The following is an 18,237-nucleotide window of genomic DNA, read 5'->3' as shown; positions in this document are numbered from 1 at the left end:
GCATGGCGCAGCAGCGAACGGTTCTCCTGGTCCTCTTCGACGGTGTGCAGGGCCTCGACGTCACCGGTCCCCTGGAGGTCTTCGCGGGGGCCGAGCAGCACACCCCGGGCTCCTACCGCATCCGTACGGCCTCGCCGGACGGCGGCCCCGTACGCACCTCCGGCGGCCTGACCCTCGTACCGGACTCGTCGCTCGCCGGGGCGCCCGCCCCGCACACCCTGCTGGTCCCCGGCGGCCGGGGCACCCGCCACCCCGATGCCCGGCTCACGGCCTGGCTGCGCGAGCACGGGCCGCGGGCCGAGCGGCTGGTCTCGGTGTGCACCGGCGCATTCCGGCTCGCCGAGGCGGGCCTCCTGGACGGCCGCCACGCCACCACCCACTGGGCGCACTGCGACCGGCTCGCCCGTGAGCACCCGGCCGTCGAGGTCGACCCCGACCCGATCTATGTGCGCGACGGCCGGGTCGCCACCTCGGCCGGTGTCACCGCGGGCATCGACCTCGCCCTTGCCCTGGTCGAGGAGGACCTCGGCCGGGACGTCGCCCTCACCATCGCCCGCCACCTGGTGGTCTTCCTGCGCCGGCCGGGCAACCAGGCCCAGTTCAGCGCCCAGCTCGCCGCCCAGACCGCGCGCCGCGACCCGCTGCGCGAGGTCCAGCAGTGGATCACCGAGCATCCCGCCGCCGACCTGTCCGTGGAGACCCTCGCCGCCCGCGCCGGGCTCTCGCCGCGCCACTTCGCCCGCGCCTTCCGGACCGAGACGGGGACGACACCCGGCCGCTACGTGGACCGGGTCCGCCTCGAACACGCCCGCCGCCTCCTGGAGGACACCACCGGCGGCATCGAGGAGATCTCCCGCGCCAGCGGCTACGGCACCCCCGAGGCCATGCGCCGCGCCTTCGTCAAGGCCCTCGGAACGCCCCCGGCCGAGTACCGCCGCCGCTTCCGCCCCGCACCCGCCCGCTGAAAGGGAACCGATGCAGATCGCCATCGTCGTCTACGACCGCTTCACCGCCCTCGACGTCGTCGGACCGTACGAGATCCTCTCCCGCCTCCCGGGCGCGGAGACGGTGTTCGTCGCGGAGGAGGCCGGCCTCGTCCGCACGGAGACCGGATTCCTCGCGATCAGCGCGGACAAGGCGCTGGCGGAGGTGCCGGACCCCGACATCGTGCTGGTGTCCGGCGGTCCCGGCCAGAGCGCGCTGATGGCGCACGAGCCCCTGCTGGACTGGCTGCGCGCCGCCGACACCACCAGTACCTGGATGGCGTCCGTCTGCTCGGGCTCCCTGCTCCTGGCCGCCGCCGGACTCCTCAAGGGGCGCCGGGCCACCTCCCACTGGCTGGCCCTCGACCAGCTGACCCGGTTCGGGGCCGAGCCCACCGGCGAACGCGTCGTCTTCGACGGGAAGTACGTCACCGCGGCCGGGGTCTCCTCCGGCATCGACATGGGGCTCGCCCTGCTCGGCCGGATCGCGGGCGACGAGCACGCGCAGACGGTCCAGCTGGGGACCGAGTACGACCCCCAGCCGCCCTACGACGCGGGCTCGCCGGAGAAGGCGCCGGCGCACCTCGTCGAACTGCTGCGCGCGCGGAGCCGCTTCATCCTGACGTAGTCCAGGTGAAGCGCGGCGCCCTGCGCTGCAGGAACGCGGCGACGCCCTCCGCGGTGTCGTCGCTGCCGCGCGCCTGCTCCGTCCAGTACGCGTCCCGGTCGGTACGCCCGTTCGCGAACTCCTTGGCCGCGGCCTGCGTCAGCTGCGAACGGCTCACCAGCACCCGGGTGAACTCCGCCACCCGCTTGTCCAGTTCGCCCACCGGCAGCAGCTCGTCGAGCAGGCCGGTGCGCAGGGCCCGCTCGGCGTCGATCAACTCGCCCGAGAACAGCAGGTACTTGGTGGCCGACGGGCCCATCAGTGACACCAGCCGCCGGGTGGACGAGGCCGGATACACGATGGCGAGCTTCGCCGGCGTCACGCCGAACAGCGAGCCCTCCTCGGCGAACCGCAGGTCGCAGGCGGCCGCGAGCTGAGCACCGCCGCCCACGCAGTGTCCGCGGACGGCCGCCAGCGTCGGCTTGGGGAAGGCCGCGAGCGCCTCCTCGGCCAGCATCGCGAGACCCTGGGCCTCCGCCGCCGAGCCCTGGAGGGTGGAGATGTCGGCCCCCGCGCAGAAGGTTCCGCCGGCCCCGGTCAGCACCAGGGCCCGCACCTGCGGATCGGCGGCGAGGGTGTCGAGCAGGGGTGGCAGCGCCCGCCACATCGCGGCCGTCATGGCGTTGCGCTTGGCCGGATGGTGGACGACAACGGTGGCGACCGAGTCGGTGACGCTGTGCAGCAGCTGCGGCTCCATGCGCCGGATGCTATCCGGCCGCACCGGACGGCCGATCAAGAAGGGCGCCGGTTCGGCGTGGTGATCATCCCTGGGCAGTCAACAAACCCGTACAACCCGAATAGTTCGTAAAGTTGGTGCGAGAGGGGCAGAAGCGGTCCTGTGGCTGACCGTGCCGTACGTCAACGGTCATAAACGCTCGATATGCGCTGACTTGTGTTCAGGTAACCGGTGCGGAGCGGGGTGTTACCAACACTCGTCGTGTGGCGACAATCGAGCGCGAGGGTGGCGACCGGACGATGGACAACCACGGGTCTCCGGACCCGTTGCCCTATGAGGGGGTGTGGCGGTTCACCGCCTCCGCCGTCGACGCTTCCGTCCCGCAGGCGCGGCATGCCGTACGGGACCTGCTGTACCGCCAGGGAGTACCCATCTCGGACGATCTGGCGCAGGGTCTGCTGCTGATCGTCTCGGAACTGGTCACGAACGCCGTCCGGCACGCGGCGCTGCTGTCGCCGATGCTCGCCGTGGAGGTCGCCGTCGGCGCCGAGTGGGTGCGGGTGTCCGTGGAGGACAACCACCCCTACCGTCCGACGGCCCTGGAAGCCGATCACGGCCAGACCGGCGGGCGCGGGCTGCTCCTCGTGCGCGAGGTCGCCCGGGAGGCGGGCGGGGTGTGCGACGTCGAGCACACCGCGAGCGGCGGCAAGGTGATCTGGGCCGCCCTGCCGCTCAAACCCGAACGGCTGACCTGACCCGGCTCACCAGCCCGCGGACGGGCCCGTCAGCTCCCGGACCGCGGGACGGGCCGCGTCCAGGACGGTCATGAACCAGGACGAGAAGGTGTCCTTGGCGTGCCGCTCGGCGAGCTCCGCGGGCGTCACGTAGGCGGTCTCCCCGACCTCCTCCGGGTCCGGCCGCAGCGGGGACTGCACCAGGCCCACGAAGAGGTGGTTGTACTCCTGCTCCACCAGGCCCGAGTCCGGGTCCGGGTGGTTGTAGCGGACCGTGCCCGCCTCGGCGAGCAGCGACGGGGAGACCCCGAGCTCCTCGAAGGTGCGCCGGGCCGCCGCCGCGAACGGCGCCTCGCCCGGGTACGGGTGGCCGCAGCAGGTGTTGGACCACACACCGGGGGAGTGGTACTTGCCCAGCGCCCGCTGCTGGAGCAGCAGCCGGCCCCGCTCGTCGAAGAGGAACACCGAGAAGGCGCGGTGCAGCTGCCCCGGCGGCTGATGGGCGGCGAGCTTCTCCGCGGTGCCGATCGTCACACCGTTCTCGTCGACCAGTTCGAGCAAAATCGCGTCTGCGGTGCCGTTCGACGCGCGCTGCGCGGCGGTGGCAGGTGTGATCGGCATACCCATCCTTCACTTCGGTCTTCGCGCCCCAAGTGTGCCGCACGAATCCGGCACTCCCGGCAGTTGATCGTGCCCGGCGCGGCGGCACGGGAACCCTGGCGCGGCCGGGCTGTGGGGGTGAAGACGCAGCCGCGCGCCGGACCGCTGCGTTCCATCAGTGGCAGAGCCGCGCCTCGTGCTCCGCGTGCCCGCCGGGCTCCAGCTGGAAGGTGCAGTGCTCCACGTCGAAGTGGTCGCCGAGGCAGCCCTGGAGCTCGTGCAGCATCTTCTCGTGGCCGATCGCGCTCAGCGCCTCGGAGCTGACGACCACGTGCGCGGACAGCACCGGCATGCCCGAGGTGATCGTCCAGGCGTGCAGGTCGTGAACGTCCTCGACGCCGTCCAGGGCGAGTATGTGGGCCCGTACCTCCATCATGTCGACGCCCTTGGGGGCCGCCTCCAGCAGGACGTCGAGGGTCTCGCGCAGCAGCTTGACGGTGCGCGGCACGATCATCAGGCCGATGATCAGCGAGGCGATCGGGTCGGCCGTCTGCCAGCCGGTCGTCAGGATGACCACCGCGGAGATCAGCACCGCCACCGAGCCCAAAGCGTCGGCGGCCACCTCCAGGAACGCGCCGCGTACGTTCAGGCTCTCCTTCTGGCCGCGCATGAGCAGCGTGAGCGAGATCATGTTCGCGACCAGACCGATCGCGCCGAACACGATCATCAGGCCGCCCTCGGTGCCGGCGGGGGTGAAGAACCGCTGGATCGCCTCGTACAGGACGTAGCCGCCCACCCCGAGCAGCAGCAGACAGTTGGCGAGCGCGGCCAGGATCTCGGCACGGGCGTAGCCGAAGGTGCGGTTGCCGGTCGGCGGGCGGCCCGCGAAGTGGATCGCGAGCAGGGCCATGCCGAGCCCCAGCGCGTCGGTCGCCATGTGCGCCGCGTCCGCCACGAGGGCGAGCGAGTCGGCGACGACGCCTCCGACGACCTCGACCACCATGACGGTGAGCGTGATCGACAGCGCGACGCGCAGCCTGCCGCGGTAGGCGGCGGTCGCCGTACCGCCGGCGGGTGCACCGTGTGCATGCCCGTGATCGTGCCCAGCCCCCATGAAAGCCGCCTCCTGCTGTGGTCCTGGTGGTCGTCCGGGATCACAGTGAACTACGGGTGGGGGGTATCAGGCAACGCTGCACTGAACACCGTTGTCATGTGCCCTGACCTGCGGAAACGATCCGCAGGTCAGAACGCCGACGCGGTCATCCGCCGTGGTGCCGCAGCCACCCCTGCCACGCCGACTCCACCATCTCGCGTACCCCGCGCCGAGCGGTCCAGCCGAGCTCTTCGGCGGCCCGTGCGGCCGAGGCCACGGCCCGTGGCGCGTCCCCGGGCCGGCGGCCCTCCACGACGGCCGGCCGGGCGTCGCCGCTGACCTCGCCGATGACGTCGATCAGCTCCCGGACGGAGACGCCCTCGCCGCGGCCGATGTTGACGGTCAGGTCGCCGCTGCGCTCGGTGAGCCGGCGGGCGGCCGCGAGGTGGGCCTCGGCGAGGTCGGCGACATGGATGTAATCACGGACACAGGTGCCGTCCGGCGTCGGGTAGTCGTCGCCGAAGATCCGCGGGGCCTCGTCGCGGGTGAGCCGGTCGAAGACCATGGGGACGATGTTGAAGACGCCCGTGTCGGCCAGCTCGGGCGCGGCGGCGCCCGCCACGTTGAAATAGCGCAGACAAACCGTGGAGATTCCGTGCGCCTGTCCCGCCGCGCGGACCAGCCACTCACCGGCGAGCTTGGTCTCGCCGTAGGGGTTCACCGGCGCGCACGGGGTGTCCTCCGTGATGAGGTCCACATCCGGGTTGCCGTAGACGGCCGCCGACGAGGAGAACACGAACCGCTGGATCCCGGCCTCGGCCACCGCCTGGAGGAGTGTGCCGAGACCGCCCACGTTCTCCTGGTAGTAGCGGATCGGCTGGGCCACGGACTCGGCCACCTGCTTGCGGGCGGCCAGGTGCACCACACCGGTCACCGCGTGCTCCGCGAAGAGCCGCTTGAGCAGCTCGGCGTCGAGCGACGAACCGTGCACCAGCGGAACCCCGGCCGGCAGCCGCGCGGGCACTCCGGCCGAGAGGTCGTCCAGCGCGAGCACGCGCTCCCCGGCGTCGGTCATGGCCCGCGCCACGTGTGCACCTATGTATCCGGCCCCGCCTGTGATCAGCCATGTCATGGTGTCCCACCCTATGCCGAGGCATCCCGGGCCATTGAAATGTTCCAAATGTCAGCTCTGGAAGCGCAGTTTGTGGGCCGGGCCCCGGATCCCCGATGATGATCGCGGCAACGGCGTGTGCAAACCACGTCGATCGGGCTGTGAAACGGGCGGTGAACGCAGCGTTCCCGGCATCCGATAGCCTCTGCCGACATGCCGCCCGGGGCCACAGGCAAGGGCGCCCCCATCATGCGCAAGACCGGCGTCCCGGCGTCGGCACCCAGGGAGTGAGTTCGGTTGTCGACCGCCATCCTCACCGGTCAGCCGGTCCCCGGATCGTCGATCGAGGGCGATCTGCGGTCGCTCGGTTTCGACGTCCGCACCGCGGCCGACGCCGCCGACGCCGAGACGCTTCTGGCCGGGATCCCGGCCCAGGAGCGCGTCGCCCTGGTCGACGCCCGCTTCGTGGGCCACCTGCACGCCCTGCGCCTCGGTCTGACCGACCCGCGCTTCCCGCTCGCCGCGGTGTCCGGCGCGATCACCGCCCAGCCCGAGGGCCGCCAGGCGCTGACCCGCGCGATGGCCCGCGAGAACTCCGCCGGCGGCGGTACGGCCCTCGCCGTGGACAGCCTCGCCGACCGCATCGTCACCGCCCTGGACGAGGACGGCACCGCCGTCCACCGGCCCGAGCTCGGCAGCCTCGTCGCCGCCGTCCCCGCCGACCCGCAGGCCCGCAACGAAGCACGCCAGGCCGTCGCCTCCGTCGACGACGAGGCCGTACGCCTGAAGTCGGCCGTGAAGGCCCGCGACGGCTTCTTCACCACGTTCTGCATCAGCCCCTACTCCCGCTACATCGCCCGCTGGTGCGCCCGCCGCGGTCTGACCCCCAACCAGGTCACCACCGCCTCGCTGCTCACCGCGCTCATCGCAGCGGGCTGCGCGGCCACCGGCACCCGCGGCGGATTCGTGGCGGCCGGGGTGCTGCTCCTCTTCTCCTTCGTGCTGGACTGCACCGACGGCCAGCTCGCCCGCTACTCCCTGCAGTACTCCACGCTCGGCGCCTGGCTCGACGCCACCTTCGACCGGGCCAAGGAGTACGCCTACTACGCGGGCCTCGCCCTCGGCGCGGCCCGCGGCGGCGACGACGTATGGGCGCTCGCCCTCGGGGCGATGGTCCTGCAGACCTGCCGGCACGTCGTGGACTTCTCCTTCAACGAGGCGAACCACGACGCGACGGCCAACACCAGCCCCACCGCGGCCCTTTCGGACAAGCTCGACAGCGTCGGCTGGACGGTCTGGGTGCGCCGCATGATCGTCCTGCCGATCGGCGAGCGCTGGGCGATGATCGCCGTCCTGACGGCCGTCACCACCCCGCGCATCACCTTCTACGCGCTGCTCATCGGCTGTGCCTTCGCCGCCACGTACACCACGGCGGGCCGCGTGCTGCGTTCGCTGACCCGCAAGGCGCGCCGCACCGACCGGGCCGCGCAGGCGCTGGCCGACCTCGCGGACTCCGGCCCGCTCGCGCAGGGCATCGCCGAGGCGGTCAAGAACCCCGCGCGCCGGCTGCCCGGCTTCGCGGCGCCCGCGCTCGCCCTCCTCGGCGGCCTGGCCGTCGTGGCCACCGCCGCGCTCACCGACTTCGGCGGCCCCTGGCCGGTCGTCGCCGCCCTCTTCTACGCCGTGACCTCGGGCCTCGCCGTCGCCCGCCCCCTCAAGGGCGCCCTCGACTGGCTGGTCCCGCCGTTCTTCCGGGCGGCCGAGTACGGCACCGTCCTCGCCCTCGCAGTCAACGCCGGGGTGAACGGAGCCCTTCCTGCGGCTTTCGGCCTGGTGGCGGCTGTCGCCTACCATCACTACGACACGGTCTACCGCATCCGCGGCAACGCGGGCGCGCCCCCGCACTGGCTGGTGCGGGCGATCGGGGGGCACGAGGGCCGGACGCTGGTGGTCACGGTGCTGGCCGTGCTGTTCACCGCCGCACAGTTCAAGGTCGCGCTCACGGCTCTTGCCGTGGCCGTGGCTCTGGTGGTGCTCGTCGAGAGCATCCGCTTCTGGGTGTCCGCAGGGGCGCCCGCCGTACACGATGAAGGAGAACCCGCATGATCGGCCTCGTGCTGGCGGCCGGCGCCGGACGGCGTCTGCGCCCCTACACCGACAGCCTTCCCAAGGCTCTGGTGCCGGTGGGCCCCGCGGGCATAGAGGGCGAACCCACGGTTCTCGACCTCACCCTCGCCAACTTCGCCGAGATCGGCCTGACCGAGGTAGCGATCATCGTCGGCTACCGCAAGGAGGCCGTGTACGAGCGCAAGGAAGCCCTTGAGCAGAAGTACGGCCTCAAGCTCACCCTCATCGACAACGACAAGGCCGAGGAGTGGAACAACGCCTACTCCCTGTGGTGCGGCCGTGACGCCCTCAAGGACGGCGTGATCCTCGCCAACGGCGACACCGTCCACCCGGTCTCCGTCGAGCAGACGCTGCTCGCCGCCCGCGGCGACGGCAAGAAGATCATCCTCGCCCTCGACACGGTGAAGTCCCTCGCCGACGAGGAGATGAAGGTCGTCGTGGACCCCGACAAGGGCGTCACGAAGATCACCAAGCTGATGGACCCGTCCGAGGCCACCGGCGAGTACATCGGCGTCACCCTCATCGAGGGAGACGCCGCCCCCGAGCTGGTCGACGCCCTGAAGACGGTCTGGGAGACCGACCCGCAGCAGTTCTACGAGCACGGCTACCAGGAGCTCGTGAACCGCGGCTTCAAGATCGACACGGCGCCGATCGGCGAGGTGAAGTGGGTCGAGATCGACAACCACGACGATCTCGCCCGCGGACGGGAGATCGCGTGCCAGTACTGACGAGGCTCATCCCCTCGCCGGTCGTCGTGGACATCCGCCCGGGTGCCCTCGACGACCTGGCCTGTGTGCTCGCCGACGAGCGCATCTCGCACTCCGGCAAGCTCGCCGTGGCCGTCAGCGGCGGTTCCGGGGCGAAACTGCGCGAGCGGCTGGAGCCCTCACTGCCCGGCGCCAGCTGGTACGAGGTCGGCGGCGGCACCCTCGACGACGCGATCCGGCTGGCCGGCGACATAAAGGCCGGCCACTACGACGCGGTCGTCGGGCTCGGCGGCGGCAAGATCATCGACTGCGCCAAGTTCGCCGCGGCCCGGGTCGGCCTGCCGCTGGTCGCCGTGCCGACGAACCTCGCGCACGACGGCCTGTGCTCGCCCGTCGCCACCCTCGACAACGACGCCGGCCGCGGCTCCTACGGCGTGCCGAACCCGATCGCGGTCGTCATCGACCTCGACATCATCCGCGACGCCCCGGCGCGCTTCGTGCGCGCCGGCATCGGTGACGCCGTCTCCAACATCTCCGCCATCGCGGACTGGGAGCTGGCCAACCGCGTCAAGGGCGAGAAGATCGACGGCCTGGCCGCCGCCATCGCCCGGCAGGCGGGCGAGGCCGTGCTCAGGCACCCCGGCGGCATAGGGGACACCGATTTCCTCCAGGTACTGGCGGAGGCGCTGGTGCTCAGCGGTATCGCCATGTCGGTGTCGGGCGACTCCCGCCCGTCCTCCGGGGCCTGCCACGAGATCAACCACGCCTTCGACCTGCTGTTCCCCCGCCGCGCGGCCGCCCATGGCGAGCAGTGCGGACTGGGCGCGGCCTTCGCGATGTACCTGCGCGGGGCCCACGAGGAGTCGGCCTACATGGCCGAGGTGTTGCGTCGGCACGGACTGCCGGTGCTGCCGGAGGAGATCGGCTTCACACGGGACGAGTTCGTCCGCGTCGTGGAGTTCGCTCCGGAGACCCGTCCCGGCCGCTACACGATCCTCGAACACCTCGACCTGAAAACCGACCAGATCAAGGACATCTACGCCGACTATGTCAAGGCCATCGGTAGCTGAACTCCGTCCGGTCGTCCACCCCCCGGGGGTGAAGGACCGGCGCAGCGGTGAGCACTGGATGGGACGCCTCTACATGCGCGAGGTGTCCCTGCGGGTCGACCGCTACCTGGTCAACACCAGGGTCACGCCCAACCAGCTCACGTACCTGATGACCGTCTTCGGTGTGCTCGCGGCCCCGGCACTGCTCGTGCCGGGGATCCCGGGCGCCGTACTCGGTGTGGTGTGCGTCCAGCTGTACCTGCTGCTGGACTGCGTCGACGGCGAGATCGCCCGCTGGCGCAAGCAGTACTCGCTCGGCGGGGTCTACCTGGACCGCGTCGGCGCCTACCTGACCGACGCCGCCGTACTGGTCGGCTTCGGTCTGCGCGCCGCCGACCTGTGGGGCAGCGGCCGTATCGACTGGCTGTGGGCCTTCCTCGGCACGCTGGCCGCGCTCGGCGCGATCCTGATCAAGGCCGAGACCGACCTGGTGGGCGTCGCCCGCCACCAGAACGGCCTGCCGCCCGTGAAGGAGTCGGCGTCCGAGCCGCGCTCCTCCGGCATGGCGCTGGCCCGCAAGGCCGCCGCGGCGCTGAAGTTCCACCGGCTGATCCTCGGCATCGAGGCGTCCCTGCTGATCCTGGTGCTCGCGATCGCCGACGAGCTGCGCGGCGACCTGTTCTTCTCCCGGCTCGGTGTCGCCGTACTGGCCGGCATCGCGCTGCTGCAGACGCTGCTGCACCTCGTGTCCATCCTCGTGTCGAGCAGGCTGAGGTGAGCGGCATGGACTCCTCGCTCAAGGTCGGCGCGGTCATCATCACCATGGGAAACCGCCCCGACGAACTGCGCGCGCTGCTCGACTCGGTCGCCAAGCAGGACGGCGACCGCGTCGAGGTGGTCGTGGTCGGCAACGGCTCGCCCGTCCCGGAGGTGCCCGCGGGTGTACGCACCGTCGAGCTGCCGGAGAACCTCGGCATCCCCGGCGGCCGCAACGTCGGCATCGAGGCCTTCGGCCCCAGCGGTCGAGATGTCGACATATTGCTGTTCCTCGACGACGACGGTCTCCTGCCGCTGACCGACACCGCCGAGCTGTGCCGGCAGGCCTTCGCGGCCGACTCCGGCCTCGGCATCATCAGCTTCCGCATCGCCGACCCGGACACCGGTGAGACCCAGCGCCGCCATGTGCCGAGGCTGCGCGCCTCGGACCCGATGCGCTCCTCCCGGGTGACCACCTTCCTCGGCGGCGCCAACGCCGTCCGCACCCAGGTCTTCGCCGAAGTCGGCGGCCTGCCGGACGAATTCTTCTACGCACACGAGGAAACCGACCTGGCATGGCGGGCCCTCGACGCGGGCTGGATGATCGACTACCGGTCCGACATGGTGCTGTACCACCCCACGACCGCGCCCTCGCGGCACGCGGTCTACCACCGCATGGTCGCCCGCAACCGCGTCTGGCTGGCCCGCCGCAACCTGCCCGCGCTCCTGGTGCCGGTCTACCTGGGCGTCTGGATGCTGCTCACCCTGCTGCGCCGCCCCTCGCGGCCCGCCCTCAAAGCCTGGTTCGGCGGTTTCCGGGAGGGCTGGACCAGCCCGTGCGGCCCCCGCCGGCCCATGAAGTGGCGTACGGTGTGGCGGCTGACCCGACTGGGCCGACCTCCCGTCATCTGACAAGCTCGTCCCTGAGAGCAACCGGGCCGCACCCACGGCCCCAGGGTCATGCCATGCCCGCACAGGCGTGCATCTCGAAGACGAAAGTTTCCGGTAGTGAGTGAGACAACGCACGACGGCCGAGTCGCGGTGAGCGAGCCCCCGTCGCCCGACGAAGGCCTCACGGCGGCCCAGCTGGCCGCCAAGTACGGGCTGTCCGTGAGCGGCGCACGCCCCTCGCTGTTCGAGTACGTGCGCCAGCTCTGGGACCGGCGCCACTTCATCCTCGCCTTCTCCCGGGCGAAGCTGACCGCCCAGTACAGCCAGGCCAAGCTCGGCCAGCTGTGGCAGGTGGTGACGCCGCTGCTGAACGCGGCCGTGTACTTCTTCATCTTCGGCGTCATCCTGGAAGCCGACCGCGGCATGTCCCGCGAGGTGTACATCCCGTTCCTGGTCACCGGCGTGTTCGTGTTCACCTTCACGCAGAGCTCGGTGATGGCGGGCGTCCGTGCGATCTCCGGCAACCTCGGCCTGGTGCGCGCGCTGCACTTCCCGCGCGCCTCGCTGCCGGTGTCGTTCTCGCTGCAGCAGCTCCAGCAGCTGCTCGCGTCGATGCTCGTGCTGGTCGCGGTGACCTGTGTGTTCGGCAGCTACCCGGACGCGTCGTGGCTGCTGATGGTTCCGGTGCTGGCCCTGCAGTTCCTGTTCAACACCGGCCTGGCCCTGATCATGGCCAGGGCCGGCGCCAAGACCCCGGACCTGGCGCAGCTGATGCCGTTCGTGATGCGTACGTGGATGTACGCCTCCGGCGTCATGTACTCGATCCCGATCATGCTCGCCGACAAGCCGCAGTGGATCGCCGACGTCCTGCAGTGGAACCCGGCCGCGATCTACATGGACCTGATGCGCTTCGCGCTGATCGACGGCTACGGCTCCGAGAACCTCCCCGACCACGTCTGGGCGGCCGCGGGCGGCTGGGCGCTGCTCTTCGCGCTCGGCGGCTTCGTGTACTTCTGGAAGGCGGAGGAGAGGTACGGCCGTGGCTGACCCCAAGACGGACGCGCGCGTCCCCACCGTCATCGCCGACGAGCTGCACATCGTCTACCGCGTCAACGGCGCCAAGACCGGCAAGGGCAGCGCCACCGCGGCGCTGAGCCGCATCCTCAAGCGCGGCGAGGAGCGCGGGGTGCGCAAGGTGCACGCCGTCAGGGGTGTCTCCTTCGTCGCCTACCGCGGCGAGGCCATCGGCCTCATCGGCTCCAACGGCTCCGGCAAGTCCACCCTGCTGCGGGCCATCGCCGGCCTGCTGCCCGCCGAGCAGGGCAAGGTCTACACCGACGGCCAGCCCTCGCTGCTGGGCGTGAACGCGGCCCTGATGAACGACCTGACCGGGGAGCGGAACGTCATATTGGGCGGGCTCGCCATGGGGATGACCCGCGAGGAGATCAAGGCGCGCTACCAGGAGATCGTCGACTTCTCCGGTATCAACGAGAAGGGTGACTTCATCACCCTGCCGATGCGCACCTACTCCTCCGGCATGGCGGCCCGTCTGCGGTTTTCCATCGCCGCCGCAAAGGACCACGACGTCCTGATGATCGACGAGGCGCTGGCGACGGGCGACCGCAAGTTCCAGAAGCGCTCCGAGGCGCGCATCCGGGAGCTGCGCCAGGAGGCCGGCACCGTCTTCCTCGTCAGCCACAACAACAAGTCGATCCGGGACACCTGTGACCGCGTCCTGTGGCTGGAGCGCGGTGAGCTGCGCATGGACGGCCCGACCGACGAGGTCCTCAAGGAGTACGAGAAGTTCACGGGCAAGTAGTCCACCCGGGACCGGCGCACCCGGCCGACCCCGCTTCCCACGGCCCCGCCGGAACTGTTCCGGCGGGGCTCCGCGTCTGCAAAGGAAACGTCAACTTCGGCTGGCCTTAGGAATCTTGGGGGCCAATCGGTGTGTTGTTGTGATGTGCAGGACACCCCGGCGAACCGCACTGCGTTGTACAACGTAAGCTGTACCGGTCCCGAAACGCGGCAAGTGGGGCGATAATGCCCCACACCCTCTGCGGGGGCGGCCGCGCGGACGGCCGGGCGGCGTGTCCGAAATAGTGTGTATTGGGTCTGCGGTGTAGAACGGGAGATGTGACGGCAATGGCTACGGAAACTCCCCAGCTCAACGCAGCATGCGCCGTCTCCGCGCCGGGCAGTACGCGGTGACGGGAACCGGCACGCCGCACACCGGTGACGCGGAGCGCGGCACGCTCGACAAGGCCGCGCACGAGAACTTCCCCGTGGCCCCCTTCTTCCTGCCCCGGGCCTGGCGCACCGACCTCATGGCCGTCTACGGCTTCGCCCGCCTCGTCGACGACATCGGCGACGGCGATCTGGCCCCCGGCGGCGCCGACGCCCGGCTGCTGGGCGTCGCCGCCGAGGAGGCCGACGACCGCCTGGTGATGCTGGACGCCTTCGAGGCCGACCTGCGCCAGGTCTTCGACGGCACGCCCCGACACCCTCTGCTGCGCCGCCTCCAGCCGACGGTCCGCCGCCGCTCGCTGACCCCCGAGCCGTTCCTCGGCCTGATCGAGGCCAACCGCCAGGACCAGCTCGTGGGGCGCTACGAGACCTACGACGATCTGCTTGCCTACTGCGAACTGTCCGCCAACCCCGTCGGACATCTGGTCCTCGCCGTCACCGGCACCGCCACCCCGGAGCGCATCCGCCGCTCGGACGCGGTGTGCACCGCACTCCAGATCGTCGAGCACCTCCAGGACGTCGCCGAGGACCTCGGCCGCGACCGCATCTACCTGCCCGCCACGGACATGAAGCGCTTTCACGTCCAGGAGGCGGATCTCGCCACGAAAACCGCAGGCGCATCAGTGCGCGCACTGGTTGCATACGAAGCGCAACGCGCCCGCGATCTCCTGAATGAAGGCGCCCCCCTGGTGGGTAGCGTCCACGGCAGGTTGAGGCTGCTGCTCGCAGGGTTCGTGGCGGGGGGAAGGGCGGCAATCCACGCGATTGCCGCCGCTGAATACGACGTACTTCCCGGCCCGCCCAAGCCCGGCAAGATCCAGCTGCTGCGCGAGGTGGGCGTGACTCTGCGAGGAGAGGGGTGATCCGGACCGTGGAGTCTGCACCACACGTGTCCGCACCGGTACTCGCCGCCTACAGCTACTGCGAGGCCGTCACCGGACAGCAGGCCCGTAACTTCGCCTACGGGATCCGGCTGCTGCCCACACCGAAGCGCCGCGCGATGTCGGCGCTGTACGCGTTCTCGCGCCGGGTGGACGACATCGGTGACGGGCTGCTGGCCGGCGACGTCAAGATCGCGAGACTTGAGGAGACCCGGGCGATGCTGTCCCGGGTCCGCGGCGGCGCGGTCGACGAGGACGACACCGACCCGGTCGCCGTCGCCCTCGCCCACGCCGCCGAGGTCTTCCCGATCCCGCTCGACGGCCTGGACGAGCTGATCGACGGCGTGCTGATGGACGTGCGCGGCGAGACCTATGAGACCTGGGACGACCTGAAGGTGTACTGCCGCTGTGTGGCGGGCGCCATCGGGCGGCTCTCGCTCGGGGTGTTCGGCACCGAACCGGGGGCGCGCGGCGCCGAGCGCGCGCCGGAGTATGCCGACACGCTCGGGCTCGCGCTCCAACTCACCAACATCCTCCGGGACGTGCGTGAGGACGCCGAGGGCGGGCGCACCTATCTGCCGGCCGACGATCTCGCCAAGTTCGGCTGCTCGGCCGGGTTCAGTGGGCCGAAACCGCCGGAGGGCGCCGACTTCGCGGGGCTCGTGCACTTCGAGGTGCGCCGGGCCCGCGCCCTTTTCGCCGAGGGATACCGGCTGCTCCCGCTGCTCGACCGGCGCAGCGGCGCCTGCGTCGCCGCCATGGCGGGCATCTACCGCCGCCTCCTCGACCGCATCGAGCGCGAGCCGGAGGCCGTGCTGCGCGGCCGGGTCTCGCTGCCGGGGCGCGAGAAGGCGTACGTCGCCGTGCGCGGCCTGTCCGGCCTGGACGCCCGGCATGTGACGCGGCGGACCGTCAGGAGGCGCGCCTGATGGACAATCCGGTTCAAAGTGATGCCACTGGCGAAGAACGGCACGCAACCCTCCGCGGCGGGGCGGCGTCCCTGACTGCAACGGCCGACCGTGCACCGTTCAAGCACTGCGGCGGCCGTTCGGGGGAGGGCGCACGATGACCGACGGCATGCGGCCGGAGGGGCCGCTCACGGGCACGCCGGGACGGCAGCCGGGGCGTGACGCCGTCGTGATCGGCGGCGGCCTGGCCGGAATCACCACCGCGCTCGCGCTCGCCGACGCCGGAGTGCGCGTGATGCTGCTCGAAGGCCGCCCACGCCTGGGCGGGCTCGCCTTCTCCTTCCAGCGCGGCGAACTGACCGTCGACAACGGACAGCACGTCTACCTGCGCTGTTGCACCGCCTACCGCTGGTTCCTCGACCGGATCGAGGGGCAGGCGCTGGCGCCGTTGCAGGATCGTCTCGACGTGCCCGTTGTCGATGTGAACCGGCCCGAGGGGCGGCGGCTGGGCCGGCTGCGACGCGATGCGCTGCCCGTACCGCTGCATCTGGGGCGCAGTCTCGCCACCTACCCGCATCTCTCGCTCGCCGAGCGGGCGGCGGTCGGGCGTGCCGCGCTCGCGCTCAAGGGGCTCGACCTCGCCGATCCGACCCTGGACACCCAGGACTTCGGCAGCTGGCTGACCGCGCACGGTCAGTCGGCGCGTGCCGTCGAGGCCCTGTGGGACCTGGTCGGGGTCGCCACCCTCAACGCGGTCGCGGGCGACGCCTCACTGGGGCTCGCCGCGATGGTGTTCAAGACCGGTCTGCTGTCCGACCCGGGCGCGGCCGACATCGGATGGGCGCACGTCCCGCTGGGCGAACTGCATGACCGGCTGGCCCGCAAGGCGCTCGACTCCGCGGGCGTCCGTACCGAGGTCCGTACACGCGTCACCTCCATCTCTACTGACGAGAACGGGCGTTGGAGCGTCGAGGTTCCCGGCGAGACGTTCCGGGCGGACGCCGTCGTCCTCGCCGTGGCACAGCGCGAGGCGTACGACCTGCTGCCCGCGGGCGCCCTCGACGCCCCCGAACAACTGCTGGAGATCGGCACCGCGCCGATCCTCAACGTCCATGTCGTGTACGACCGGAAGGTACTGAGCAGGCCGTTCTTCGCGGCCCTCGGCACCCCGGTGCAGTGGGTCTTCGACCGGACCGAGGCCTCCGGGCTGCGCGCGGGCCAGTACCTCGCGCTGTCCCAGTCCGCCGCACAGGACGAGATCGACGCTCCGGTGGCGGCACTGCGCGAGCGCTATCTGCCCGAGCTTGAGCGACTGCTGCCCCGCGCGCGCGGGGCGGAGGTGAAGGACTTCTTCGTGACCCGGGAGCGCACGGCGACGTTCGCTCCCACCCCAGGCGTCGGGCGGCTGCGGCCCGGTGCCCGCACCAAGGCACCCGGCCTCTACCTGGCCGGAGCGTGGACCGCCACAGGGTGGCCCGCGACCATGGAGAGTGCGGTCCGCAGTGGCGTGAGTGCGGCGGACGCCGCGCTGAGCGCCCTGGGCCGGCCCCGCGACCACCTCTTCGACGTCGAGGAGGCGGCCTGATGCTCGATCAGCACGCGGCAGGTCCCCGCACCCCCGGTACCGCAACAAGAGGAGAGACTGTGCCCACTGTGCCCCCGGCCTCGACGGCTGCCGACGCGGTGGACGTGACCGCGCTGCTGGAGCGCGGCCGGACCCTGGCCACCCCGGTACTGAGGGCGGCGATCGACCGCCTGGCCCCTCCCATGGACACCGTTTCCGCCTACCACTTCGGCTGGATCGACGCCGAGGGCAGGCCCACCGCCGGTGACGGCGGCAAGGCCGTGCGCCCTGCCCTCGCCGTGCTCTCCGCCGAGGTCACCGGCGCCGCGCCCGAGGTGGGTATCCCCGGCGCGGTCGCCGTCGAACTGGTCCACAACTTCTCGCTGCTGCACGACGACCTGATGGACGGCGACGAGCAGCGCCGTCACCGCGACACGGTGTGGAAGGTGCACGGCCCCGCCCAGGCCATCCTGGTCGGCGACGCCCTGTTCGCGCTGGCCAACGAGATCCTGCTGGAGCTCGGCACCGTCGAGGCCGGCCGCGCCACCCGCCGGCTGACCACCGCCACCCGGGCCCTGATCGACGGACAGGCCCAGGACATCTCCTACGAGCACCGCGACCGTGTCAGCGTCGAGGAGTGCCTGGAGATGGAGGGCAACAAGACCGGCGCGCTGCTGGCCTGCGCCAGCTCCATCGGCGCCGTGCTGGGCGGCGCGGACGACCGCACCGCCGACACCCTGGAGAAGTACGGCTACCACCTGGGCCTCGCCTTCCAGGCCGTCGACGACCTGCTCGGCATCTGGGGCGACCCGGTCTCCACCGGCAAGCAGACCTGGAGCGACCTGCGCCAGCGCAAGAAGTCGCTGCCGGTCGTGGCCGCGCTCGCGGCGGGCGGCCCCGCCTCCGAGCGGCTCGGCGAGCTCCTTGCCGCGGATGCCAAGAGCAGCGACTTCGCGAACTTCTCCGAGGAGGAGTTCGCGGCCCGCGCCGCTCTGATCGAGGAGGCCGGCGGCCGTGAGTGGACTGCCGAGGAGGCGCGCCGTCAGCACACCGTCGCCATCGAGGCCCTCGACGCCATCGACATGCCCGACCGGGTGCGGGCGCAGTTCGCGGCGCTCGCCGACTTCGTCGTCGTACGAAAGAGATGATCACTATCGGTCGAATAGCCCTCGCGTAGTCGCCGGCCGGTGTTCGTGAGCTGACGCGCACCGGCCGACGGCGGACCCACAGCAGACGCACCACT

19 protein-coding genes are annotated in these 18,237 nt (G+C 71.3%); 15 read left to right on the top strand and 4 right to left on the bottom strand.

Features of this window, described 5'->3' with window-relative positions:
* Positions 1–2 precede the first annotated feature (2 nt).
* Both AB0Q90_RS20660 and AB0Q90_RS20655 read left to right on the top strand, forming a co-directional pair.
* Complete coding sequence (locus AB0Q90_RS20660; protein ID WP_363160022.1) at positions 3–965, top strand: GlxA family transcriptional regulator; 963 nt, start codon at positions 3–5, stop codon at positions 963–965.
* Positions 966–975: 10 nt separating this feature from the next.
* On the top strand, positions 976–1,611 hold the full coding sequence (locus AB0Q90_RS20655; protein WP_363160023.1) for a DJ-1/PfpI family protein: 636 nt from the start codon (positions 976–978) through the stop codon (positions 1,609–1,611).
* Here AB0Q90_RS20655 and AB0Q90_RS20650 read toward each other — a convergent pair.
* Positions 1,598–2,347, bottom strand: coding sequence for an enoyl-CoA hydratase/isomerase family protein (locus AB0Q90_RS20650; protein ID WP_363160024.1), 750 nt, complete (start codon positions 2,345–2,347; stop codon positions 1,598–1,600). The genes AB0Q90_RS20655 and AB0Q90_RS20650 overlap by 14 nt on opposite strands.
* Positions 2,348–2,589: 242 nt before the next feature.
* Here AB0Q90_RS20650 and AB0Q90_RS20645 point away from each other — a divergent pair, with 242 nt between their 5' ends.
* On the top strand, positions 2,590–3,081 hold the full coding sequence (locus AB0Q90_RS20645; protein ID WP_363160025.1) for an ATP-binding protein: 492 nt from the start codon (positions 2,590–2,592) through the stop codon (positions 3,079–3,081).
* 6 nt (positions 3,082–3,087) lie between these two features.
* Here AB0Q90_RS20645 and idi read toward each other — a convergent pair whose 3' ends face one another.
* From idi to galE, 3 genes are all read right to left on the bottom strand, one after another.
* On the bottom strand, positions 3,088–3,681 hold the full coding sequence (idi, locus tag AB0Q90_RS20640; protein ID WP_363160026.1) for an isopentenyl-diphosphate Delta-isomerase: 594 nt from the start codon (positions 3,679–3,681) through the stop codon (positions 3,088–3,090).
* Positions 3,682–3,835: 154 nt separating this feature from the next.
* Positions 3,836–4,774 (bottom strand): cation diffusion facilitator family transporter, encoded by a 939-nt coding sequence (locus AB0Q90_RS20635; RefSeq protein WP_363160027.1) that lies wholly within the window; start codon positions 4,772–4,774, stop codon positions 3,836–3,838.
* A gap of 145 nt (positions 4,775–4,919) precedes the next feature.
* On the bottom strand, positions 4,920–5,885 hold the full coding sequence (gene galE / locus AB0Q90_RS20630) for a UDP-glucose 4-epimerase GalE (protein WP_363160028.1): 966 nt from the start codon (positions 5,883–5,885) through the stop codon (positions 4,920–4,922).
* Positions 5,886–6,161: 276 nt separating this feature from the next.
* On the opposite strand from galE, the gene AB0Q90_RS20625 reads away from it, so the two are divergent.
* The 12 genes from AB0Q90_RS20625 to AB0Q90_RS20570 all read left to right on the top strand — a co-directional run bounded on the left by AB0Q90_RS20625 (position 6,162) and on the right by AB0Q90_RS20570 (position 18,142).
* On the top strand, positions 6,162–7,970 hold the full coding sequence (locus AB0Q90_RS20625; RefSeq protein WP_363160029.1) for a DUF5941 domain-containing protein: 1,809 nt from the start codon (positions 6,162–6,164) through the stop codon (positions 7,968–7,970).
* Complete coding sequence (locus AB0Q90_RS20620; RefSeq protein WP_363160030.1) at positions 7,967–8,719, top strand: phosphocholine cytidylyltransferase family protein; 753 nt, start codon at positions 7,967–7,969, stop codon at positions 8,717–8,719. Before AB0Q90_RS20625 ends, AB0Q90_RS20620 begins: the two co-directional genes overlap by 4 nt.
* Positions 8,707–9,768: an iron-containing alcohol dehydrogenase family protein gene (locus tag AB0Q90_RS20615; RefSeq protein ID WP_363160031.1), complete on the top strand. Its 1,062-nt coding sequence runs from the start codon at positions 8,707–8,709 to the stop codon at positions 9,766–9,768. The genes AB0Q90_RS20620 and AB0Q90_RS20615 overlap by 13 nt, the downstream gene beginning before the upstream one ends.
* Positions 9,746–10,525 carry a CDP-alcohol phosphatidyltransferase family protein gene (locus tag AB0Q90_RS20610; RefSeq protein WP_363160032.1) on the top strand — a complete coding sequence of 260 codons (780 nt, stop codon included), beginning with the start codon at positions 9,746–9,748 and terminating at the stop codon, positions 10,523–10,525. The genes AB0Q90_RS20615 and AB0Q90_RS20610 overlap by 23 nt, the downstream gene beginning before the upstream one ends.
* Positions 10,526–10,530: 5 nt before the next feature.
* Positions 10,531–11,415: a glycosyltransferase gene (locus AB0Q90_RS20605; RefSeq protein ID WP_363160033.1), complete on the top strand. Its 885-nt coding sequence runs from the start codon at positions 10,531–10,533 to the stop codon at positions 11,413–11,415.
* Positions 11,416–11,511: 96 nt separating this feature from the next.
* Entirely contained in the window at positions 11,512–12,441 is a 930-nt protein-coding gene (locus AB0Q90_RS20600) for an ABC transporter permease (protein WP_363160034.1), read from the top strand.
* Complete coding sequence (locus tag AB0Q90_RS20595; RefSeq protein WP_363160035.1) at positions 12,434–13,213, top strand: ABC transporter ATP-binding protein; 780 nt, start codon at positions 12,434–12,436, stop codon at positions 13,211–13,213. The genes AB0Q90_RS20600 and AB0Q90_RS20595 overlap by 8 nt, the downstream gene beginning before the upstream one ends.
* Before the next feature lie 388 nt (positions 13,214–13,601).
* On the top strand, positions 13,602–14,504 hold the full coding sequence (gene hpnC / locus AB0Q90_RS20590; RefSeq protein ID WP_363160087.1) for a squalene synthase HpnC: 903 nt from the start codon (positions 13,602–13,604) through the stop codon (positions 14,502–14,504).
* A complete protein-coding gene (gene hpnD / locus AB0Q90_RS20585) occupies positions 14,501–15,451 on the top strand; it encodes a presqualene diphosphate synthase HpnD (RefSeq protein ID WP_363160036.1) in 951 nt (316 codons plus the stop codon). Before hpnC ends, hpnD begins: the two co-directional genes overlap by 4 nt.
* A complete protein-coding gene (locus tag AB0Q90_RS20580) occupies positions 15,451–15,591 on the top strand; it encodes a DUF6380 family protein (RefSeq protein WP_363160037.1) in 141 nt (46 codons plus the stop codon). Before hpnD ends, AB0Q90_RS20580 begins: the two co-directional genes overlap by 1 nt.
* Positions 15,588–17,015 (top strand): hydroxysqualene dehydroxylase HpnE, encoded by a 1,428-nt coding sequence (hpnE, locus tag AB0Q90_RS20575; protein ID WP_363160038.1) that lies wholly within the window; start codon positions 15,588–15,590, stop codon positions 17,013–17,015. The genes AB0Q90_RS20580 and hpnE overlap by 4 nt, the downstream gene beginning before the upstream one ends.
* Positions 17,015–18,142 (top strand): polyprenyl synthetase family protein, encoded by a 1,128-nt coding sequence (locus tag AB0Q90_RS20570; RefSeq protein WP_363160039.1) that lies wholly within the window; start codon positions 17,015–17,017, stop codon positions 18,140–18,142. The genes hpnE and AB0Q90_RS20570 overlap by 1 nt, the downstream gene beginning before the upstream one ends.
* Positions 18,143–18,237: the final 95 nt, after the last annotated feature.

Origin of the sequence: Streptomyces sp. NPDC079141, from assembly GCF_040686775.1 — a bacterium.
Taxonomy (GTDB): Bacteria; Actinomycetota; Actinomycetes; order Streptomycetales; family Streptomycetaceae; genus Streptomyces.
The sequence above is the reverse complement of the archived record's forward strand: the minus strand, read 5'-3'. Positions and strand labels throughout refer to the sequence as shown.